This is a genomic window from Nostoc sp. UIC 10607, assembly GCF_047228265.1.
Taxonomy (GTDB): domain Bacteria; phylum Cyanobacteriota; class Cyanobacteriia; order Cyanobacteriales; family Nostocaceae; genus Nostoc; species Nostoc foliaceum_A.
Genome location: NZ_JBIQNW010000036.1, coordinates 1 through 19,851 on the forward strand (window position 1 = coordinate 1; position 19,851 = coordinate 19,851).

At 39.2% G+C, this 19,851-nt stretch carries 17 protein-coding genes; 8 read left to right on the forward strand and 9 right to left on the reverse strand.

Features of this window, described 5'->3' with window-relative positions; genetic code table 11:
• Nucleotides 1–712 precede the first annotated feature (712 nt).
• Nucleotides 713–973 (forward strand): chlororespiratory reduction protein 7, encoded by a 261-nt coding sequence (locus ACEYW6_RS24185; protein ID WP_412981757.1) that lies wholly within the window; start codon nt 713–715, stop codon nt 971–973.
• A 369-nt stretch (nt 974–1,342) separates the two neighbouring features.
• Here the strand turns inward: ACEYW6_RS24185 and ACEYW6_RS24190 are convergent, their stop codons facing one another.
• Nucleotides 1,343–1,906, reverse strand: a complete 564-nt coding sequence (locus tag ACEYW6_RS24190) for a DUF2854 domain-containing protein (protein ID WP_412981758.1) — start codon at nt 1,904–1,906, stop codon at nt 1,343–1,345.
• 313 nt (nt 1,907–2,219) lie between these two features.
• On the opposite strand from ACEYW6_RS24190, the gene ACEYW6_RS24195 reads away from it, so the two are divergent.
• Nucleotides 2,220–2,393, forward strand: a complete 174-nt coding sequence (locus tag ACEYW6_RS24195) for a hypothetical protein (protein ID WP_190894771.1) — start codon at nt 2,220–2,222, stop codon at nt 2,391–2,393.
• A gap of 128 nt (nt 2,394–2,521) precedes the next feature.
• On the opposite strand, the gene ACEYW6_RS24200 is transcribed toward ACEYW6_RS24195, so the two are convergent.
• On the reverse strand, nt 2,522–2,938 hold the full coding sequence (locus ACEYW6_RS24200) for a response regulator transcription factor (RefSeq protein ID WP_190894770.1): 417 nt from the start codon (nt 2,936–2,938) through the stop codon (nt 2,522–2,524).
• Between the two features lie 191 nt (nt 2,939–3,129).
• A complete protein-coding gene (ppk1, locus tag ACEYW6_RS24205) occupies nt 3,130–5,310 on the reverse strand; it encodes a polyphosphate kinase 1 (protein WP_412981759.1) in 2,181 nt (726 codons plus the stop codon).
• Between the two features lie 957 nt (nt 5,311–6,267).
• Between ppk1 and ACEYW6_RS24210 the strand changes: the two genes are divergently transcribed.
• Together ACEYW6_RS24210 and ACEYW6_RS24215 are read left to right on the forward strand one after the other, a co-directional pair.
• Nucleotides 6,268–6,678: a hypothetical protein gene (locus tag ACEYW6_RS24210; RefSeq protein ID WP_196512105.1), complete on the forward strand. Its 411-nt coding sequence runs from the start codon at nt 6,268–6,270 to the stop codon at nt 6,676–6,678.
• 646 nt (nt 6,679–7,324) lie between these two features.
• A complete protein-coding gene (locus tag ACEYW6_RS24215) occupies nt 7,325–7,768 on the forward strand; it encodes a hypothetical protein (protein WP_412981760.1) in 444 nt (147 codons plus the stop codon).
• Nucleotides 7,769–7,862: 94 nt separating this feature from the next.
• On the opposite strand, the gene ACEYW6_RS24220 is transcribed toward ACEYW6_RS24215, so the two are convergent.
• Entirely contained in the window at nt 7,863–10,823 is a 2,961-nt protein-coding gene (locus ACEYW6_RS24220; protein ID WP_412981761.1) for a hypothetical protein, read from the reverse strand.
• A 391-nt stretch (nt 10,824–11,214) separates the two neighbouring features.
• On the opposite strand from ACEYW6_RS24220, the gene ACEYW6_RS24225 reads away from it, so the two are divergent.
• Both ACEYW6_RS24225 and ACEYW6_RS24230 read left to right on the forward strand, forming a co-directional pair.
• Entirely contained in the window at nt 11,215–12,723 is a 1,509-nt protein-coding gene (locus ACEYW6_RS24225) for a sensor histidine kinase (RefSeq protein ID WP_412981762.1), read from the forward strand.
• Between the two features lie 367 nt (nt 12,724–13,090).
• Nucleotides 13,091–13,759, forward strand: coding sequence for a hypothetical protein (locus tag ACEYW6_RS24230; protein ID WP_412981763.1), 669 nt, complete (start codon nt 13,091–13,093; stop codon nt 13,757–13,759).
• 58 nt (nt 13,760–13,817) lie between these two features.
• On the opposite strand, the gene ACEYW6_RS24235 is transcribed toward ACEYW6_RS24230, so the two are convergent.
• Together ACEYW6_RS24235 and ACEYW6_RS24240 are read right to left on the reverse strand one after the other, a co-directional pair.
• Nucleotides 13,818–14,900: a tetratricopeptide repeat protein gene (locus ACEYW6_RS24235; protein ID WP_412981764.1), complete on the reverse strand. Its 1,083-nt coding sequence runs from the start codon at nt 14,898–14,900 to the stop codon at nt 13,818–13,820.
• 98 nt (nt 14,901–14,998) lie between these two features.
• Nucleotides 14,999–15,628 carry a sigma-70 family RNA polymerase sigma factor gene (locus ACEYW6_RS24240; RefSeq protein WP_412981765.1) on the reverse strand — a complete coding sequence of 210 codons (630 nt, stop codon included), beginning with the start codon at nt 15,626–15,628 and terminating at the stop codon, nt 14,999–15,001.
• Between the two features lie 196 nt (nt 15,629–15,824).
• On the opposite strand from ACEYW6_RS24240, the gene ACEYW6_RS24245 reads away from it, so the two are divergent.
• Entirely contained in the window at nt 15,825–16,421 is a 597-nt protein-coding gene (locus ACEYW6_RS24245; RefSeq protein WP_190735826.1) for a glyoxalase-like domain protein, read from the forward strand.
• Between the two features lie 155 nt (nt 16,422–16,576).
• On the opposite strand, the gene lysS is transcribed toward ACEYW6_RS24245, so the two are convergent.
• Nucleotides 16,577–18,262, reverse strand: coding sequence for a lysine--tRNA ligase (lysS, locus tag ACEYW6_RS24250; protein ID WP_412981766.1), 1,686 nt, complete (start codon nt 18,260–18,262; stop codon nt 16,577–16,579).
• A 77-nt stretch (nt 18,263–18,339) separates the two neighbouring features.
• Between lysS and ACEYW6_RS24255 the strand changes: the two genes are divergently transcribed.
• Nucleotides 18,340–18,510 (forward strand): hypothetical protein, encoded by a 171-nt coding sequence (locus ACEYW6_RS24255; RefSeq protein ID WP_412981767.1) that lies wholly within the window; start codon nt 18,340–18,342, stop codon nt 18,508–18,510.
• A gap of 181 nt (nt 18,511–18,691) precedes the next feature.
• On the opposite strand, the gene ACEYW6_RS24260 is transcribed toward ACEYW6_RS24255, so the two are convergent.
• Both ACEYW6_RS24260 and mutT read right to left on the reverse strand, forming a co-directional pair.
• The gene (locus ACEYW6_RS24260; protein WP_412981768.1) at nt 18,692–19,114 is read right to left on the reverse strand and encodes a hypothetical protein; all 423 of its coding nucleotides are present in this window, start codon (nt 19,112–19,114) and stop codon (nt 18,692–18,694) included.
• 272 nt (nt 19,115–19,386) lie between these two features.
• Nucleotides 19,387–19,821, reverse strand: coding sequence for an 8-oxo-dGTP diphosphatase MutT (gene mutT / locus ACEYW6_RS24265; protein ID WP_190894758.1), 435 nt, complete (start codon nt 19,819–19,821; stop codon nt 19,387–19,389).
• Between the last annotated feature and the right edge of the window lie 30 nt (nt 19,822–19,851).

Consider the following 19,851-nt stretch of genomic DNA (forward strand, 5'->3'; position numbering starts at 1 on the left):
CAGGTAATTTCTATCTCTTCTTATAATTTTATCCTAGAAGCTCTTTTCTATGCAGCTTCATATTAAATTGGTATAAGTTGCATAGACAATCTATAATTGGAACACGAAGGCAATTGTTACCTTTTTGTTCGGCTATGGTTATGGGAGGAAATGTTACTTTTATATTTCCCCATTGTTAAAGTTAAATTACAATTTTTTGGAGAATTGCAAATACACACCTTACTTATTTAATTTTTTAGTTAGTTTATAAACTTTGTGAGACAGGGCAAAATAATTCCCAAAGTGCACTCAGAAGATAGCTAATACTAAATACTAATATCACTTGGCTTTAATTTATTTAGTCTATTCGATAAGTGTTGCAAAGATTTAGTATAATTACATAAGATTGAAATTATACTTGGTTTAAGAATTTATTTTTTAGTAATCATGGGTTAATAAATTAAGTAAAAATTCTGATTGAATTAGATTCAATATATCTAGCTAAATTAAAATATAGATTGTTTGTTTTGAAAGATAGAATTTTTTTAGCTATGGCTAGATTTATATAGATATAATAAATAAAGACATATTAAAATAAAATTCATATTTTGAACAACTAAATTCTATAATTACTTCACAAACTGCACATAAAAACGCCATGTTTTTGGCTACACAAACAACCAAAATTTCTTATCAAAAAACAAAACCTATTTACATTCACTAAATCTTTAAAATGCCAGACCCATTAATGTATCAGCAAGATCACTTTGTAGTTCTAGAAACAAATCAACAAGAACAATTTCTGACACCATCAGAGTTATTAGAAAAGCTCAAAACAACTCTCCAACAACTCATAATTCAAGATTTACCGCCTGACTTGCAGAAGTTTAATAGCGTGGAAGCTCAAGCACAATATTTACTCGACACCACCTGCGAATTAGATATTGGTCTTGGGCAATATTTACAGTGGTATGCAGTTCGTTTAGAAAAGTAACTTTTTGAGCAATCAGTTGCTTATTGGGGAAACACCCAGACGCTTCTTTGCATTAGGAAAAGACCGCACTAGTTGGCTACACAGACCAAACCCGCCTATGCGAGTTATTTTATTAAGTCCACGTAAGTGGACTTTGTTTCTGGAGTAGGGAATTATATGAGACTGTTGGCGAATTGATAGGTGATCTAACCCATCAACTCCAATCCATCTTAATTTTTTTAATTTCAGTGTGTTGAAACGCACTTTAGCTATGAGGAAGGAATTTATTGCAGGGTGGCAAAGCAATCCAAAACCAAGCTTTTAGGCGTGGGGGTTTAACCCATCCTGAATTGACCAACAGTCTCATTCTATTCGCCCAATCGTTCTTGACTATTGACTACTGACTAATGACTCTTTTTGAGTATTTATCAGCGCTAGCTCAATTGTATTTTCAGATGGCTGTGTTATTTTAATCTCCAATCCAGGGCCAAAATAGTTGGTCATTTTTTCCTGCTTTTTTTGCCATACATCAATTGGTATTAGCGGAGAATCAAATTCTAAAATTAGGGCATAGCTCCCATTAACTTCTTCTTCTCGCAACCCTGTGACTGTTGGCCGTTCCTGGTCTGTGGGACTCAAACCCAGAAAAGAAAGGGTTGTATCTAGATGAGCATCTTGACCGTAACAATATCGGGTGATATCTTTGCGAATTTTATTTTGAGTATCAGTTGCTTGCTGTTCCCGCAGTATCAATGCTGACGGTGACGTAGTTTGGGGTACTGGCTTGAGTTCATTAGCTTTCAGCGCTAACCCTCCCAACAATAGAGGAATCCCGTAAAAAAATCCGACAAGATTGAGTGTGGCATTATTACCAGCATAGGCGACGAAGCCAATGATGGTTAATATACCGCCGATGGTTAAACCGATTGTTCCCAAAGAGATTTGGCGTAGCATGAGCTTAAATTAGTATAAAGTTTTAATACCTTAGTTTTATTATCATCGGCTATGAGTAACAAATTAGGGAAGAAGATTGTCCCTAGGCTGTAGTATTCAAGCAACTCAAAATTGCCAAGTTAAGACTGATACCCTAACAAGTCAATAAATTCTGCCTTCCTTAGAATTCAGAACTTCGGTAGACGCGGTGATACGGAGAGTTTCTAACCCATAAAGTTAGTGTATTGGATTACTAAGGGCGTATAGTGCCCCAGAATGTTTGATTTTAAGTTAACTTAAAACTTAAAGGTAGTTAATAGATAGGAAAAAAATAATGGATTTACAGACTATAAAAGAAAGAATTGTCGCAGTTCAAAGTAAACGCGAGTACCTGTTAAGCCTACTGGAACAACCAAACCTGGGAACTTTGAGAATTGACGTAAATCAGGCTTTGGAAGAATTGGATGAATTAATTGATGAATTTAAACGCACCATTCCGGTAGAGTAGAAATTATCAAAAACCGCGTCGGTATAACCGTAAATTCCAGGTTATACCGACGCTTCTCATTACTATCATGTCCTCAAATCCCCAAAATTGAACTAAGCCTAAGTTGGCGAAGCAACATAGCTGTATATTTATCCTGCAACTGAACCATCTCCTGCACGCTGACCTAACTGCCTAACTAAAGCAATAAGTTCGCTTGTAGGTACATCTTTCTTGCAAACGTCATCAAAGCTAGACATTGCCTTTGCGCCCTGAAAATTTACGTCTTCCACTGAGGAGTAAGCAAGGATTTGGGTGTTCGGAGATATAGCTTTAATGTGACTAGACGCACTCCAGCCATCCATGACTGGCATCTGTAAATCTAAAACAATTACGTCAGGATGGCAACGTTTAACCATTTCTATAGCTTCTTCACCATTACTGGCTAAACCTACTACTTGAATATTTTCCTGGCAAGAAAAAACTAATTGTAAGGTTAAACGAGTCAGTTCGTGGTCATCAACTACTAGAACACGCAAGGTAGAAAGCTCACAGGATAACATTAACATTGAGGGGAAAGACAAATTTATTTAGAATAACCTCTCTAGTTTATGGGAACAAGTGCCAGCACTAACTCTATCCTATGGTTGAATAACTTGTGTGAATCCATGACAAACAACTTAGATAACTTCTCAAAAAATTAAAGTTTTCTAAAAAAAACTAAGTTGAGCTAGTTGTCAAGGTAGAAGTAACTGATTTTTTAATCAATCAGGTTTGAGGCTACACCACTTGAGCGTAATGCCATATTCATGAGAATTTTTTGTGAATTAGCTTCTGGAGAATCATCATAGGGACGGCGTTGAATATAAGTGCCATCGGCTTGTAATTCCCAAGCTTGCCGATTATCTGCGAGCATGATTCCCATAATTTCTTGCAAATCTTTAGCAATATCAGGGTCTTTCACTGGGGTAATTACTTCCACTCGGCGATCTAAATTGCGGCGCATCCAGTCGGCACTGCCGATATAGATTTCCTCTTGTGTATTGTTATGAAAATAATAAATCCGAGAGTGTTCTAAAAAGCGACCGACAATGCTGATTATGCGAATGTTTTCACTAATGTCTTTGAGTCCTGGACGCAAACAGCAAACGCCCCTGATAATTAAATCGATTTGCACTCCGGCGCGAGAAGCTTCATATAAAGTGGTGATAATTTCTGGATCGACTAGGGAATTCATTTTGGCAACAATGCGTCCAGAAAATCCATTTTGAACATTTTCGATTTCGCGGTGAATTAGTGCCAAAAAGCGATCGCGCATATTCACAGGCGCAACCAGCAACTCTCGATAAGATTTTTGCAGGGAGTATCCTGTCAAGAAATTAAATAAATCTGTGATGTCAGCACCCAATTCTTCACGGCAACTAAACAATCCCAAATCTGTATACAGTCGTGCCGTTTTGGGGTTATAGTTACCTGTGCCAATATGCACATAGCGACGTATCCGGTCTTTTTCCCGCCGTACCACCATAACGGTTTTACTGTGGGTTTTCAGCCCCACTAAACCATAGACAACATGAACTCCAACTCTTTCTAGTCGTCTTGCCCAGTAAATATTATTCTCTTCATCAAATCGCGCTTTTAATTCCACCAGTACAGATACTTGCTTGCCATTTTCGGCGGCGGCAATTAAGGCGTTGACTATAGGCGAGTCGCCAGAAGTCCGGTAAAGGGTCATCTTGATGGCTAACACATTCGGGTCGTAGGCCGCATGGGTAATAAAGCGCACCACTGTAGCCGAAAAGGATTGATAGGGATGGTGTACTAGCAAATCTTTTTCGCGAATCACAGCAAAAAAGTCTTTTCCTTCGTCCGTCTCTAGTGCATCTGGGTCTAGACTTGGTTCCCTCAGCCTTTGCAGGCGTAATGGTACAACAGATTGGCGTGGTGGATCTTTGAGTTCCGGCAATGGCAAGGACATAAAATACATCAAATCCCGCAGACCCAAAAGACCGTCTACTTCGTAGAGATCACTTTCTGTCAATTCCAAATCTTGCAATAATCGCGATCGCACTATTTCAGGAGTCTGGGATTGAATTTCTAGCCGGACTGGACTTCCACCCAGCCGCCGTTTTCGCAATTCCTGTTCGATCGCTAACAACAAATCATCTGCTTCATCTTCTTCTAAGACCAAATCGGCATCACGGGTAATGCGGAACGGATGATATTCTTGAATATTCATCCCTGGAAATAGAGATTCTAAGTTATGAGCGATCGCTTGTTCTAAAGGTACACCAGTCCAGTGAGCAGGTTTTTCGTTGTTGTGATCTCCCAACTCCGGCGGTATCGGTAAAAAGCGTGGTAGAACACTAGGGACTTTAACTCTGGCAAAGAATTCTTCTTCGGTGTCTGGGTTTTTGACCACAACAGCCAGATTTAGACTGAGATTAGAAATAAAAGGAAAGGGATGACTAGGATCAACAGCCAAAGGAGTCAAAACTGGAAAGACTTGTTCCTCAAAATAGTTGTTGAGATGAGTCCGCTGTTTTTGATTCAAATCTATGTAATCCAGAATATGGATGCCGTGATTTGCTAGTAGGGGACGAAGTACTTCCTCAAAATGTTGGTGCTGTTTCTTTACCTGGGGAATAAGGGTAGACCGAATATCGTCTAACTGTTGTTGTGGTGTCCGACCATCGGGAGTTAACAAGCTAACTTTCGCTTCTACTTGTTGCTTTAAACCAGCAACACGCACCATGAAAAACTCATCCAAATTAGAGTTGAATATTCCCAAAAACTTGAGGCGTTCCAGAAGGGGCGTGCGATCGTCACAGGCTTCATGTAATACCCTGCCATTAAATTCTAGCCAGCTTAACTCTCGGTTAAGATAATATTGTGGATCGCTGAGATTGATGGGGGTAGAGCTTTTCTTAGATTTTGCCATAATGACCTAAGGACAGGCAGATGTGGCCCATTGAACTGGGGGACAATAAACATAGTAAGTTAAATGGTGCTTGAGCATAACGCTGAGGCAATTTTTGATTGTGCTGATTCTCTACCTCGCTACTGGTAAGGGACAGACATAATCTTTAAATCAAAAATCTATTTCTATTTAAATAACTTCAGTTAAAGATTAAAAAAACTTGTGTAGCTATGAAACCGAAAATTACTAAGAAATTTTTTGGTTTTGCGATCGCGTCGCATCTCTTTCAGAGAATCACTCTACCCAACCCATAACTCAATACGTTTGGGCTAAGGCTTAGATCCTCTCTAAACCCTCCTTAGGGAATTAGAGCAAGCCTTTTTAAGGGGGATTAGGGAGATCTTGCAGGGAAAAATATCACTAACACCCAGCCTATTGACCTATAACTAGATTTTATAGCCGTTTTCAACTGTGTGGAATATAGTACGAGCGCATAGTTGTACGCCCCTAGAAAATATTGCATCCACATGAGAATTGCTAGAAGCCTGGGAATTCAAATCGTTACCCACAGCATATTAACCATAAAGATGCACTTAAGATTTAGCAAAGATATGACATAGGCATTTCTGACAATTTATGACGAATTATTAAGTAGTCTTTACAGAGGATTATTGTGTTGTAAACAGTCTAAAGCTTTACCTCCAGGGCTTTCTACACTTGGTTTTCCAAAATGCGAAATTTAGTAAGCATTGCCACAACTTCACTACAGTAATTAAGTAATTACAAGCCATGCTATATGTCTATTTTTTGTGATTGTGCTGCTGTCATTAAGATCCGCACTAATAATTTCGTCTATTAGTTTTTTTAATTTATCACTACCAATATTTTGAATAATTTCAGTGTTATTACTGAAATAGTTATTAATAGTCAAGGTTATATTGAAAACGCAAAGATGAAAACACAAGGAGCTTGTGAATCATGAAACTATCTACAATTATCAAAGGCAGTGTTTGCGTATTAGGTTTGGTTGGTGTTGGTAATTTCTTTGCTGCACCTGCAAATGCAGGAGATGCTGCTGCTCGTGGTGCGGTTACAATCGTTAGACCATCAGGTTCTTCTCTCAGCGTCAGTGCTGAGTTAACTGCACCTTCTGGTGCGTATTTTACCGGGCCAACATTAGTTGTTACACCTACATATACTGGTGTTATAGGTGGAAATGATGAAGCTGTAGATACTTTCACAATAGATCCAGGTGCAGTTATAACCCTAACTTCACCGCCTAGTGCCACAATCGAAGCAGCTATTGCGGCAGCCATTGATAACGGTGCTTTTACAGATGTTGTAGATATAGCAACCCTTGTCAGAGCAGCTAATGGCGGTTTAGAATAGACTTATTGTTACCTGATAGAGAATCACGATAGTGTAAAAAGCGATCGGCTTTTAGTCTACATGCTTTCACACCTTGCGTTGATTTTCAATGTCTTTTTGGGTGTTGTTTGAGAAAGTGTTGCCATCAGTTGAGACAAAACAACTGTGACATTAACACGCTAGGCATTTGCAGCAAAATATTTGGTAATACGCAAATCGACTCTTTGACAGACTTTCCTTTACCTATATCCATAGTTTTGATGCGGGATAAGGTAGAGAGCGAGTGAGACATAACAGATTGAATAAAAAAATACAGCCCCTTGAATGTAGTTGAGGGGCGGTATTCCAAACTTATCCACTATATTACCATATAAGCCCGATTTCTTAAAGAAATCGGGCTTTTGATATTGTTTAAATAGATACTTCACTAAATCTTTTAAATTAGGCAATAGGCAAGAGACAACAGGCAATCGGCAGAAGCTAAAAGGCAATCGGCACAAGACAATAACGCAATAATTACTCTTGCCTTTTGCCCTTTGCTTTTTGACTTTATTTACTAAGTGTTAATCCTTATACCAAATTTTAGTAGTCTAGCAATCAAATTTTCTAGGAAGTTACGGCTATATTGCTCATGCAAATCTAAAAGAGCATGAGGAGTAGATTAATTATGTATAGCCTGTTCCGTAAATTACCTCTAACTATCAAAAGAAGCCTTTACTTGCTGGGTTTTATCAGTGTAGGCAATTTAATTGCAGCGCCAGTACATGCACAACAAGCTGTGGCGCGTGGTGCTGTTTCTATAGTTTCACCTTCCGGCGCTTATCAAAGTGTTAGTGGTGAACTGTCCTTACCTGTTAGTAATAATTTTTTAAATCCTGGCACAAACACGACTTTAACAATAACGCCTACTTTTACAAATATTGGAGCAACTAATGAAAGAATCACTTCTTTATCTCTCACAGTAGGAACAGCCAGTGAAATAATCACAAATAATAACAATTCGCTTTTAAATCCAACTTTACAAACAGTCAATAATCCAGCATCAATTCCCGATGCAGCCTCTCTCATTCAGGCAATCAACAGCACTAACGGCTTAGGGGCTTTAGAATAACTGAAAAAACTATATTAATCTCGTGGCTGCATCTACGAACATGAGGATTTTTCGGGCAATAGGAAAAGTATTAATTGCCTCTTGCCCTGTGCCTTTAAAATCGATAACCACCTTGAATTTGCAGATCAAATCCATTTTCGCCCGTACCAATTTTAGATTCTAGAAAAACATTATTATCGGTAAAGTTATATCTAAAAATAGCTCCATAGTTTAAGCCAGACACTCGGCTATTTAAACCCAGATTTCTTGTAGAATAATTTTTAATATAAGCACCAACAGATAAATTTGTGCCGAGCCTTTGTAACCCCTGTAACTCATAAAAAATATTTTTACCTAGCTCTAGGTTGGTATTAATATTAAAACCCGTGCTAGTACTAAGTTCACCACTAAACAGTCCTAGAAACTCCCCATTACTATTATCTTGAATAAAAGCTATGGCAGGCGCTAAAGAAAAACTTAAATTTCTTTCTTGATGATTAAAGTAATAGCTTAAGACAGTAGAAAAAGGATTATTGCTATTTGATGCACTATTCCAGTCAATTTTTAGGGATGGTACGTGAGTATTGATAGCTACAGGTTTTTTATTTGAGCCTAACTGGACATCAGTTTTAATATAATTAACCAGAACATTAGCATATATGCCCACAGATGGTTCTGCTAACCCTAAATTATTATTAGAAACTCCAGGCGCTGAGTTGGCATTTATATTAAACCAAGTTCCCAAGCTAGCGCTATAGTTTAAATCACCAGCAGAACCCGCAGCTAATAATTCGACTGAGGGTAAAGATAGATAACCATTAAAGCTTTTAAAGCTCACACCTATGAGATCAACTCTGGTGAGTTCAAAATAATCGAACGCTAAATCAAATGTCCGGACTGGAATTGGTACTATAGTGTTATCTTCGGAACTAAACCGTTGGACAAATTGTCTCCCTTGAGAGTTAGTCAAAATAATTTCAGCACCGGTAGATTCGTTAATAGGATTAATATCAGTATTAGTCAAAGGGATTTGATTTCCTATGAAAGTCAGAGGCCCAAATCTCTCATTAGAAAGTCTGAGTGTTGAAAAGAATGTATCACCTGGATCTAAAAGTTCAATATCCCTTTGTAAAAATTGAACTGCGCGTTTGTGATTTCCTGTTCTTATTTGCAATATACTAGAGTCATTGGGAGTAATTTTACTCTCAAGTGTAAAACTTCCAGATACCTGTTCTAGACTGCTGGCTGCATTAGAATACGCTAAAGTACGATTAATTCTATTATTAATTTGTCTTCTTTGATCTGGTGTAGACTTTGTATTTAAGGGAACAAAACTTTCTCCGTTTTTAAAGCTTTGCCGCGCTTCTGCTAAACTTTCGTCAATATTATCTATTTTTATAAATTCAAAAATTCCACCTAATGCCAGTCCTAAAGTAGAGTTAGCTGTTTGTATACCATCAATGCTAAATTCACTAAAATTAGCTGTAATCGATAATCCAGGACTAGCAAAAACATTAGAATAAGTAGCACTAATTTCTTTTGGATCGTATTGAATAATGGTACGGTTATGAGGATGATTAACATATAACCTGTGCCAATTAGAAGTTTTTTGTGTATCAGATAAAACTTCAAATACGGGGTCTCTTTTGCCGAAAGATACCCAAGATAAAGAATTTAAATAAGACAAGTCTCTCTCTAGTGGCGTTAAGAAAGGATTGACTGCTATATTCAACAAATCAAAATTATCAAATTCGTCTCTCTGGGCAATCTTAATACCTGGTAATGAAGAGACAGGAGCAGTAAAACCAAAGCCTTCACCTGTCAAAATATTACCCCATAAAATACCAGCTGATTCTAGAACAGAATCAGGAATAATTTCGCCTAGTTGGAGTTTAACGCTTCCCCCATTTAGTAAAGGCTTTAAATTCGTGGTAGGAAAGGCTTGTATAATTCGAGGTGTATTAGTACCATCTAATAATTCAAATAAAGCTCCCCCACCGTCATTACTCAAAGTAGAGCCACTACCAAGAATTGGTGTAATGTTTTCCAGAACTGTGACATTAGGATCTTCAGGATTAATTCCGCTATTAATTATCACTCTACCAGCAGGTATTCCTTCAGGATTAACTAGTTCTCCTGCTATAGAAACTATAGAAAAATCATTAATTCCAGCTTCGCCGATTAATTCGTCAAAATTTACAGGTAAAGTCGTAAGAGATTGTAAACCCCAAAATCCTTGGGTTGATGTCATATTTTGGGTAGTGTAATTTTCAGAAGCTCTACCTTGAGCAATAATACCTGCTTGTGTACCCTTAGTCTCAATTACTAATCTATTGTTATCAAGAACCCAGTAAAACTGTTCAGCTTTGGGAAATTTAGCATAGGTAAATTTATCAATAAACTGATTTTCTCCAGAAAATCTGATATTTAAATCCGTATCTATATAATTTTCGTCTTCATTTGGTTTAAATAATTGAGGTCTAAAACTAAGGTTATCTGTAGGGTTAACAATCCACGGGTACCTGTTGGCACTAAGTGTCAAAGCATCAATAATTATTTTCTTCTGATTTACTTGTTGTTGCTTTTTAGCTTGGCGTAGTTTTTCTATTAGTATTTGTTGTGTTGTTGTGTAGGGTTTCTGTTCATTTGGAGTTGATGGTTTAATCGTATCTGGTTGAGTTTCTTCTTCATCTTGCTCAGGTGGCTTGGGAGGCTCTACTTTATATTCTTCAATTGGGATAACATCAGCTATGGTGAAGTCATGTAAATGTTTTATCTTCTGTAAGTTAGAGTTAGCATCTTTTAAAGTTTGTTTTAACAGTGCTTTGCTTTGCAAATTATCTATTTTGTCAAACTTGCTATACTTTTTAACGCTAGTAATTGCACCATCGTCTACTATTAATTCAACATTCTTACGATTGTCTAAATCTAATGCGATCGCAGATAATTGAACTAATATTAATTTGAACAGAATTGTTGAAGACAACAAGCACATTACAAGGATTTTTACCTTTTTCTTTAATCTCATTAGTGAGATATTAAGAAATTTTTCGTTCGGGACTTTATAGGTTTCCACAATAGAAATATGCTGGTTGGTAGATTCAAAAGCAAAAATAAATAAAATTTAAATCAAGCTACTGAAGGTTGGCTATGGTTGTTTGATCTGAAAAAACAATTTATATAGTCATCCATGATTTGATTTAAAAAACTCGATTTTTTGGTTAGTTAATTTGGATGCATTCAACAGTGGTTTCAGTAAATCTCGATATAGATAGTCAAAGTAAATCAATTTTTTATCCTGGCTGTAAAGAATAAAATAGGATTAAGCAGATTTACTGCAACAAGAGTGTAATTCTTGAGCAAAAACTAAACCTCAGCAAAATCACCAGAAGTAAAAAAGGGAGCTAAACTTTAACCGTATATACACTTAATCTAGAGATATTAAGTCAAAAAAGTGGGTGAAAAATATGTTTCAGGCTACTCGCCGCCGTCTTGCAATTTGGTACACTGCCGTCACTGCCGTATTACTACTACTGTTTGCAAGTGGCGTTTATTTATACGTCCGCAGTACACTGATTGAGCGGATTGATGATACTCTTAACCATGTAGTGGAAATAGTGGAGCGTTGTCTTACAACAAGCCGTTGTGCATCTACGCTTATATTTGAGCCAATTAATGCTGATGCAGATAAAGTTCGCATTAATTTAGAAGCCAGTTTTCGTGATAATGCGGACACCGTAGAAGATGACCACATCGACCTAGAATGGTTTAGTCCAACTGGTGAATTACTTTGGTCGACGCTATCCGAACCCCTAAATATTCCCATTCATGCCAACCGCACTGGTGAAACTGTGCGCGTAATTAAGCCAGAGAAAGAAAAAAGCAAAGATGATAAACTTCCCAGTACAGACGCTATTAATCGCGTCTCTCCCTACTCCCCAATCCCCACTCAAAACTCTGCACTGTTATTACGGCAAGTTACCCAAAGGGTGGAAGTAGGACGGCAAGTATTAGGATATCTGCGTGTTAGTCATCCCTGGTTTGAAGTCACCAAACCCAGTCGCCAGTTAATTTTTGATTTAGCGCTAGGTATTGCGTTAATGGTGCTTTCTGTAGGTGCAAGTGGCTGGTTTCTTTCGGGTAAAGCGATGGAACCTGTAGGCGAGTCCTACCAACGCCTCAAACAATTTACTGCTGATGCTTCTCATGAACTTAGAAGTCCCATTACTTTGATTCAAACCAATGTGCAAGTCGCCCTTGCTGACTTGGATTTAGCAGAGATAGAAGCGACTACTTCTTTGCAGTATCGGCAACAGTTAAAGGTGGTGGAACGGTTAACGCAGCGTTTGGGTAAGTTAGTCAATGACTTACTCTTCTTAGCACGACAGGATAGTGGTATTAGCAAAGAAACTTTTTCACCTTGTCCGCTAGATGCCTTGCTGATGGAGGTAGTTGAAGAACAAGAATTGTTAGTCCCTGAAAAAGAAATCGCTCTTTCTCTGGACTTAGTTGATCCTCCTGCTTCCGAAACTAGCCCCGAATTACTGGAAAATTGGTTTACCCTTGTGGGTAATTGGGATCAACTGGTGCGGTTGTTTACAAATTTGATTGCTAACGCTTTGTATTACACGCCAGCAGGTGGACGGGTGAAAGTGGAATTGGCGCGGATAGAGGGAATAAATCGTGTTTCTGGACTACGTTACACCAGTGCCCAGTTACAAGTTAAAGTGAGTGATACCGGAGTTGGAATTCCAGCGGAAGCACTACCACGCTTGTTTGACCGCTTTTATCGGGTAGATCCGGCACGGACTCATAGGACTGGAAATACAGCTACAGCCAGTCCTACTGGTTCAGGATTAGGATTAGCGATCGCTCAAGCTATTGTCGAACATCATCAAGGTCATATTCAAGTTGAAAGTATCCAAGGCATTGGCACTACTTTTACTGTCACTTTACCAATAACTCTTGAGTCTTAATTTGGCAAGAAATTTTTGTTTCCTGTGATAGATGTAGAAAATTAAACAAATTTACTACATATAACAACATCTGCAATATTGAGCCATTTATTGAATTGCCACAGTTTGATATTTTGACTCTTCCTTCTTTACTACTTGAGCAGAACAATATTATTATGTTGGTTAATTTTGGAATTTAACACTAATGATTTAGCTGTTTCAGTCTTAGGAATGAAATAGTTATGTCTAATTTTTTAGTCTTTGGCTAGATACAAAAATTAGAATTAATCGCTAATATTGAATGCATAAATTACAGATAAAGCCTTATCATTTTTTTATTTAACAATTCTTACAATAAATAATGTGATTGTTATTATAGGAGTCAATAATGAATATGAAGTCTAAAAACTTTAGGAAGTCTGCCGAGTTATTTGGCGCTATTTGTGGAGGATTACTAATTAGTCTGCCAGCAATTCCTCAAGTAGTAGCACAAGAATCTACTCCCAAGGTTAACCCTTGTCCTAGGATTTTCTACGAAGAACCACATAACAATCGGGTTGTGGTACCACAAGGATGTCCTCCTAATGCGCTAACTCAAAGACTAGCAGCCCAAGGGCTTCTTCCCGTCCCTGCGACCCCATCACAAGATCAAACAAGATTAGGTGTTGGCGGTGAAGCACCCGTTAGTTCACCAAGAGCTTCCGTAAGTCAACCACCTTTGCCTAGTCAACAACAAGCACCCACCATTACAATCGCACTGGCGAATGGTGCAGTTAATATCAAGTTGGTGAATGACACTGCGGCTAATGTAACCTACCAAGTAATTGGCGATACAGCACCGCGATCGCTACAAGGTAAGTCAGATGTAACACTGCGAGGTCTAAACGCACCAGTAACGGTGACATTCCAACGAGAAGATGGCGGACAACTGACGGTAACTCCAAAACCCTCATCAGAAGCAGGAAATTTGGAAGTTACATTTAACGAAGCCACTGATCCAGCACAGGGTAGAAGTGCTATGAGAATTGAACAAAACGGTTCAGTGTTCTTGAATTAATCGAAGAGTTAGGAGTTAGGAGTAAAACAAATCTTCAATCCTAACCTTACCCTAACTCCTACTTCCGCTGAAGCATTTTAGTTAGCTGATCTAGCAATTGCACTTCTTGCTTGCTGTCTTCCAATGTTCGCGCCAATATAATCGCCCTTTCGTAAAAATTGCGGGCAGTTAGGTAATTACCTTGTTGCTTGTATAACTGAGCGTAAGACTCAAAAGATTTTAATTCTTCTCGCAAATTTCGCAATTCTTTAGCGAGTGCTAAACGTTGCTCTAGTAAATCAAAAGCCCGTTCGTAGCGTCCGACAGCAGTGTGAGCAGTAACTAAACCGTCAATTGCCCGTAATTCATTAGTGCGATCGCGGTTAGTTTTAGCTATCCGCATTGCTACCCCATAAGCGCTAATGGTATCTCGATAATTTCCAGATGCTAAGTAAGCCTCTCCTAAATTATTTAAGGTATTTGCTTCACCGATGGCATTGCCAGTCTGACGGCGAAAAATTAAAGCATTTTCATACAATTTAATCGCCTTGTTATAATCTCCCAACCTAGCTGCTACTAATCCTAAATTACTCAAAGACAGTCCTTCGCCTTCAATATTTTTGACATTGTGAGCAATTGTGAGTGCATCTTCAACAGTTTTGCCAGCAGCAGCAAATTCTCCTAGTTGCAGCAGAAATGTACCGATATTATTGAGCACAAAAACCTGAGTTTGAAAGTCTTTAGTATCACGAGCGATCGCTAATCCTCGTCGTAAAGAATCTTCCGCCTCTTTTAAACTGCCTAGCTGCACATAAGCCTTAGCAAGCAAATTGTAAGTCAGACCTTGTGCTTTCAGGTCGCCAATTGAGTGATAAAGTTCCAGCGCCCGCAAGGACGATGCAATTGTTTTATCGGCATATCCTGAAGCATATTGTTGTTCACCGATACGCAGCAAGCTATCTGCTTCATCTCTTGACTGTCGCCCAACGGAACTATTTAAAGGGCGATGGAGTTGTTGTGTAATATCAACCGCACCCGCAGCTATCGGACTCAGCAAAAAAGTAAATAGTAAAAAGCTGTGTAAAAGTACTTGGCGATGAGAAATCGCACCTACACAAATTAAGCCTACTTTTTGCCTGGGAAATACAAGCCTTTGTTTCATAAAAATTACCCCTAAAGTTGCGGGTTTAAGTAGAAGGTCTAAGAAGAAGTTTTAAGTTTTTAAATTGAAGACAGATAGTATACGCATTTATACTTAAATCAAGATTGCGTTAAATCTTCTCCAAAGTATATGGTGCGGATATCTGTGGGTAATTTGTCCTCTAGCATACGATAGCCTTCCTGGAGAAAATTGGCTACTTCGTTAGGAGCGATCGCTTCTCCTTCGGCTTGCAGATAGGCGGCGATTCTAGTTTCGCTCCAGTGGAAAGTTTGAGCCATTAACACGATTAATCGCAAAACTGGCGGTAGTTGGTCTAACGCTTGTTCCACATAGCACCATAGTGGCGGCGAAGTCGCTTGGAGAGAATAATGAATTGCTTCTGTGGGTGGTAGTTTAATCTCGTTAATACAGAAAGCTGTCATATTAATTAACCAATTTTGCATGGTTAAGGCTTCCTCGCCTGATTCAGAGTCAGTTAAATTTAGTCCACCGAGTTCGTAATAGATATGCCGCCAAGTGAGGGCAAACAGATAATCTGCCTGCACAGGCGATCGCGCCGAATGCCGAATTAAGGTATACACTATGGGACTATAGCGGCAAAAAATCACCGTAAAGTACTTTCCGGTATCTGGATTTTGCTGAAACAGAGTCAGTAGTTCATGGTCACTGTGATGGAACAGCGACTTCACCAGCGGGTGATTAGCTTCCGGGAAATGAGGAATTTGCATAAGCCTTTCGATTGATAGTTGTTAAAATAGTTTTGGGAATTGCACTCCCGTAGCTAATCGCATAATATCTTGGTGTTGCCCAGTTTGTAGCCCAGACTCAGACTACTTCAGTATTGATAAACTAGAAACAAAGACTTAATTTTAGTCTTAATCGACAATCATAAAATCGGCTCCCTTATAGAATCCTTATTTGTTCATGGTTATAGCAGTTAGTGTGATATCGTTCCTGCTCAGTCCCCTTACCTTAGGCTCCTTTCTGCCTTCCCTGCCCTTAGATAGCCTGTTCTCCACCCAAGGCATTATGGTGATGCTGCTAGCAGCTTACGCTGGCGCAATGTGGATGTTCCTTACTAGTGCGCCAAAAGTACACACTGTAATGGTGTCGGATTTGGAGATTGCCCGACAGTTGTATGAAGGGCTGCTAGATTTGCCAGCAGCTGAGGTGCCTTTGCACTACTACTACAACTACGAACAAACTATAGGCGCAACTGGGATTGATCCGCTATATATGTCTACTGGGCCGAGCTTATCTAGCAAAATGATGAATAATGCCAACGATGGGCTGTGGTATCAATTGAAGAAAAACACCCAGCTACATGTCATTACTGGGGCGAGTTTAGGTAGCAAAAATCAGCAACGCCACGTTTGTTTTGATCACGACTGCCTGGAAATGATTTTAATGCGAGTCGAAGTGCGTGGTTTGAAATTCAAGATTCGCAACCAAAAGCCCCTGAATTTTTTGGTCAAGGACTATGAAGGACGCGTGATTGAGGTGGCTGAAGTAGCGAATTAGTGGACTTTAGATTGATTATTTTAGGTTGGGTGGTGCGTAGCTTGCAGCCGTAGGCATCGCTCCACCCAATATTTTTTATGCGTAAACCTTGGCAAATAAAAATGGTGCGTTATGGCTTTACCTAACGCACCTTAGTGTTTATATGCTTAAGTAGGTCAACTCAACTGTTCAAACTTAAATTTCCCTTTAATGAACTTGTTAAAGTATTGACCTTTAGACGGTGCATTGTCTAAGTCTTCCTTGACACTGGGAGGTACTTTGAAATACTCGTAAACACTTCCACTATCAAATTCAATAGTCAGTGTTTGAGTTTTTGGCTCATAGGTAAATTGCTTAATAACGCTGCCTTCAGGCTTGAGTAATGGGAAGGCGATCGCATCCCGAATACTGGCACAATCAGTTAATAACATTACCAACCGATCAATCCCAATCCCTAAACCACCTGTAGGCGGCATACCGTATTCAAGGGCTGTCAAAAAGTCTTCATCTACACCTTGGGCTTCTAAGTCACCAGCAGCTTTTCTTTCAGCTTGGGCTTCTAGGCGTTCTCTTTGATCGATAGGATCGGTAAGTTCTGAGAAGCTGTTTCCAGTTTCTCGCCCGACGATAAATAACTCAAATCTTTCCACCAAACCAGGTTGAGAACGATGGGGTTTTGCTAGAGGCGAAATTTCTACTGGGTAATCAATTACAAAGGTAGGTTGAATTAAATTAGCTTCTACTTTCTCTTCAAAAGCTAAATTTAGTAACTTACCAATTGATTTGGCTTCATCTACACCAGGAATACCAGCATTTTTACTTGCTGTTTTTGCTTCTTCCAATGTTTGGAAAGAATTGAAATCTAAGCCAGTAAATTCTTTAACTAAATCGTGCATTGTCACTCGCCGCCAAGGTGGTGTTAAATCTATAGGTTCCCCTTGGTAGGTAATTTGCAATGTGCCGAGTACCTCTTGGGCGACAGTGGTAATAATCCCCTCTGTCAGCGCCATCATATCGTTGTAATCGGCGTAGGCTTGGTAAATTTCAATCGTCGTAAATTCGGGATTGTGTCGAGTCGAAATTCCCTCATTACGGAAAACTCGCCCCAATTCAAACACCTTTTCAAAACCACCTACAATCAACCGCTTGAGATGAAGTTCTGTGGCAATTCGCAAATACAACTCCATTTCTAAGGTATTGTGGTAAGTGATAAATGGACGCGCATCTGCACCCCCAGTCTCACTTTGCAAAACCGGCGTTTCAATTTCTAGAAAATCCCGTTCTTCTAAATAGCGACGGATACCAGCAGTAATTTGGGCGCGACGGCGGAAAGTTTGCCGCACTTCCGGGTTAACAATCAAGTCAACGTAGCGCTGACGGTAGCGCTTGGCAACATCCGTTAATCCATGCCACTTGTCGGGTAGCGGCAACAGGGATTTAGTCAGGATAGTATATTGTTTAACGTAGACAGATAACTCGCCCTTTTCAGTCCGTTTAATAGTGCCTTTAACTCCTAGGATATCGCCTGCATCTGTGAGTTGTTTTAAGTGATTGAAGGCATCAGCATCAATATCTGCCATGCTTTCTTGGATGCGATTTTTATCCAAATAAAGCTGAATTGTGCCAGTTTCATCTTGCAAGGTGAAGAAAGCGAGTTTACCAAAAACGCGACGCGCCATAATGCGTCCAGCGATCGCAACTTCTAAATCAACTTCTTCACCACTGGCTAAATCGGCAAACTTTTCTTGCAACTGCGCTGCATGATGGGTAGATTCCCAACGATAGGCGTAGGGATTTGTCCCTAGCTGCTTGAGTTGTTCTACTTTCTCCAGCCTGGCGGCCCGGATATCTTCTTCCGACATGGTAACGAACTAAATAGGGCAAGATTAATTATAGATGCTGCAAAAGTTGAGAGTAAGAGATATTTGCACTTTTGCAGATGATGATATCGCCTAAAATTTATGAAACTAGAGTCAGCCTCTGGACTGTAAACGAATATCACCGGATGTTTGAGACGGTTATGATCACAGCCGATGAACGGGTGGAACTCATAGAAGGGCAAGTTATCCCCATAACCTCTACACGTAGCAATAACGCTGTGTGCGTCTGAAAAGAATTTATTCTAGATGAAGATGCAACGTTCGTTATGCGTATTGGGCAATAGTAGGTGAGATACCTACAAGAAAAAGTGCGATCGCTTGATCGCATTTTATCAAAAAGGCTGTCATAGAAAATATTATTGATATCTTCTATGACAAAGGCTCAAAATTTAAATTCTACAAGTAAAATCTTTATTGCTGTACTATTTTTAGTGAATGCCTAGATGAGATTGCTTTGATTTTCAAGTTGGTAAATTGCACGATCGCCTTTACAAAATCTTGCTGTTCTGGTTGCAAATTCAGTTTTTCTAGGGCTTGATTGATATTATTACCAGCCCGGAGATTGTGATTAAGTTGGGCACGTTGCGATGTGCTTAAGACTGCCTCAATTTCCCTGTTTCTTCTCTGACGCACAGCCTGGAGTTGTTGGCTTTGTAGCGGAGTCAGGTTAATCTCCGACAACTTGGAGTAGCTAGCAGTTTTAGTTTGGGCGAAAATTACACCAGAAGTAGTATAGAGTTGAACGGGTGCAGCTAAGGCAATTCCCGGCATGAAAAGGACAAGAGCTAGAATAGCAGCGAACACAGAAAGCCGTTTTGTCAAGTGAATTGCCATATTGAGAAATGCCTACATCTAAATTTAATCCTGAGATATAGTTAAGCAATTTTCAAGTCTTAACTTTGAATCTCGGATTTATCCTACCCCTAATACCATTTCCTTTAATAAGGATACATAATTAAAGGAAATGGTATAAGAGGACGGTAGTCCAGCTAGAAAATATTATCCGCTTTGAGGGAATCCAAAAAAACTAAAGTGGTAAACTTTATCTATGCTTTTGTCGAGCAGATATCTCTATCAATGCGTAATTAGAGATTTATGTACTTTTTTTAAAAAATAAAATCTTTTGTCTCTTTAGACTGCTTCAGGGCAGCAATAATTTGAATATTTGCTTTAGGAAAACTAAACTGCTCCAGTTGTTCTAAGGTTACCCAGCGAATTTCATCTGATTCCAAAGGTTGGGGAACACCTGTAAGATGGCGGCAGTGATGTACTGTGAGGGTAACGCGCAAGTCTATATAGGAGTGGTCAATAGTAATCAGATGCTTTCCTACTTCAATTATTATTCCCAGTTCTTCGGAAATTTCGCGTTGAATACACTCTTGGATAGTTTCACCAGGCTCAATTTTGCCCCCAGGAAATTCCCACAAACCACCCATAGCTCCTTCTGGACGGCGGCGATCAATTAAAATTTGCTCTTGGGCGTTCCAAATTACTGCAACACCAATGATTTTATGGGGTGGGAAAAAACTGGTTTGACTCATAGTTTATTGAGAAGAGGGGGAAATGAAGAA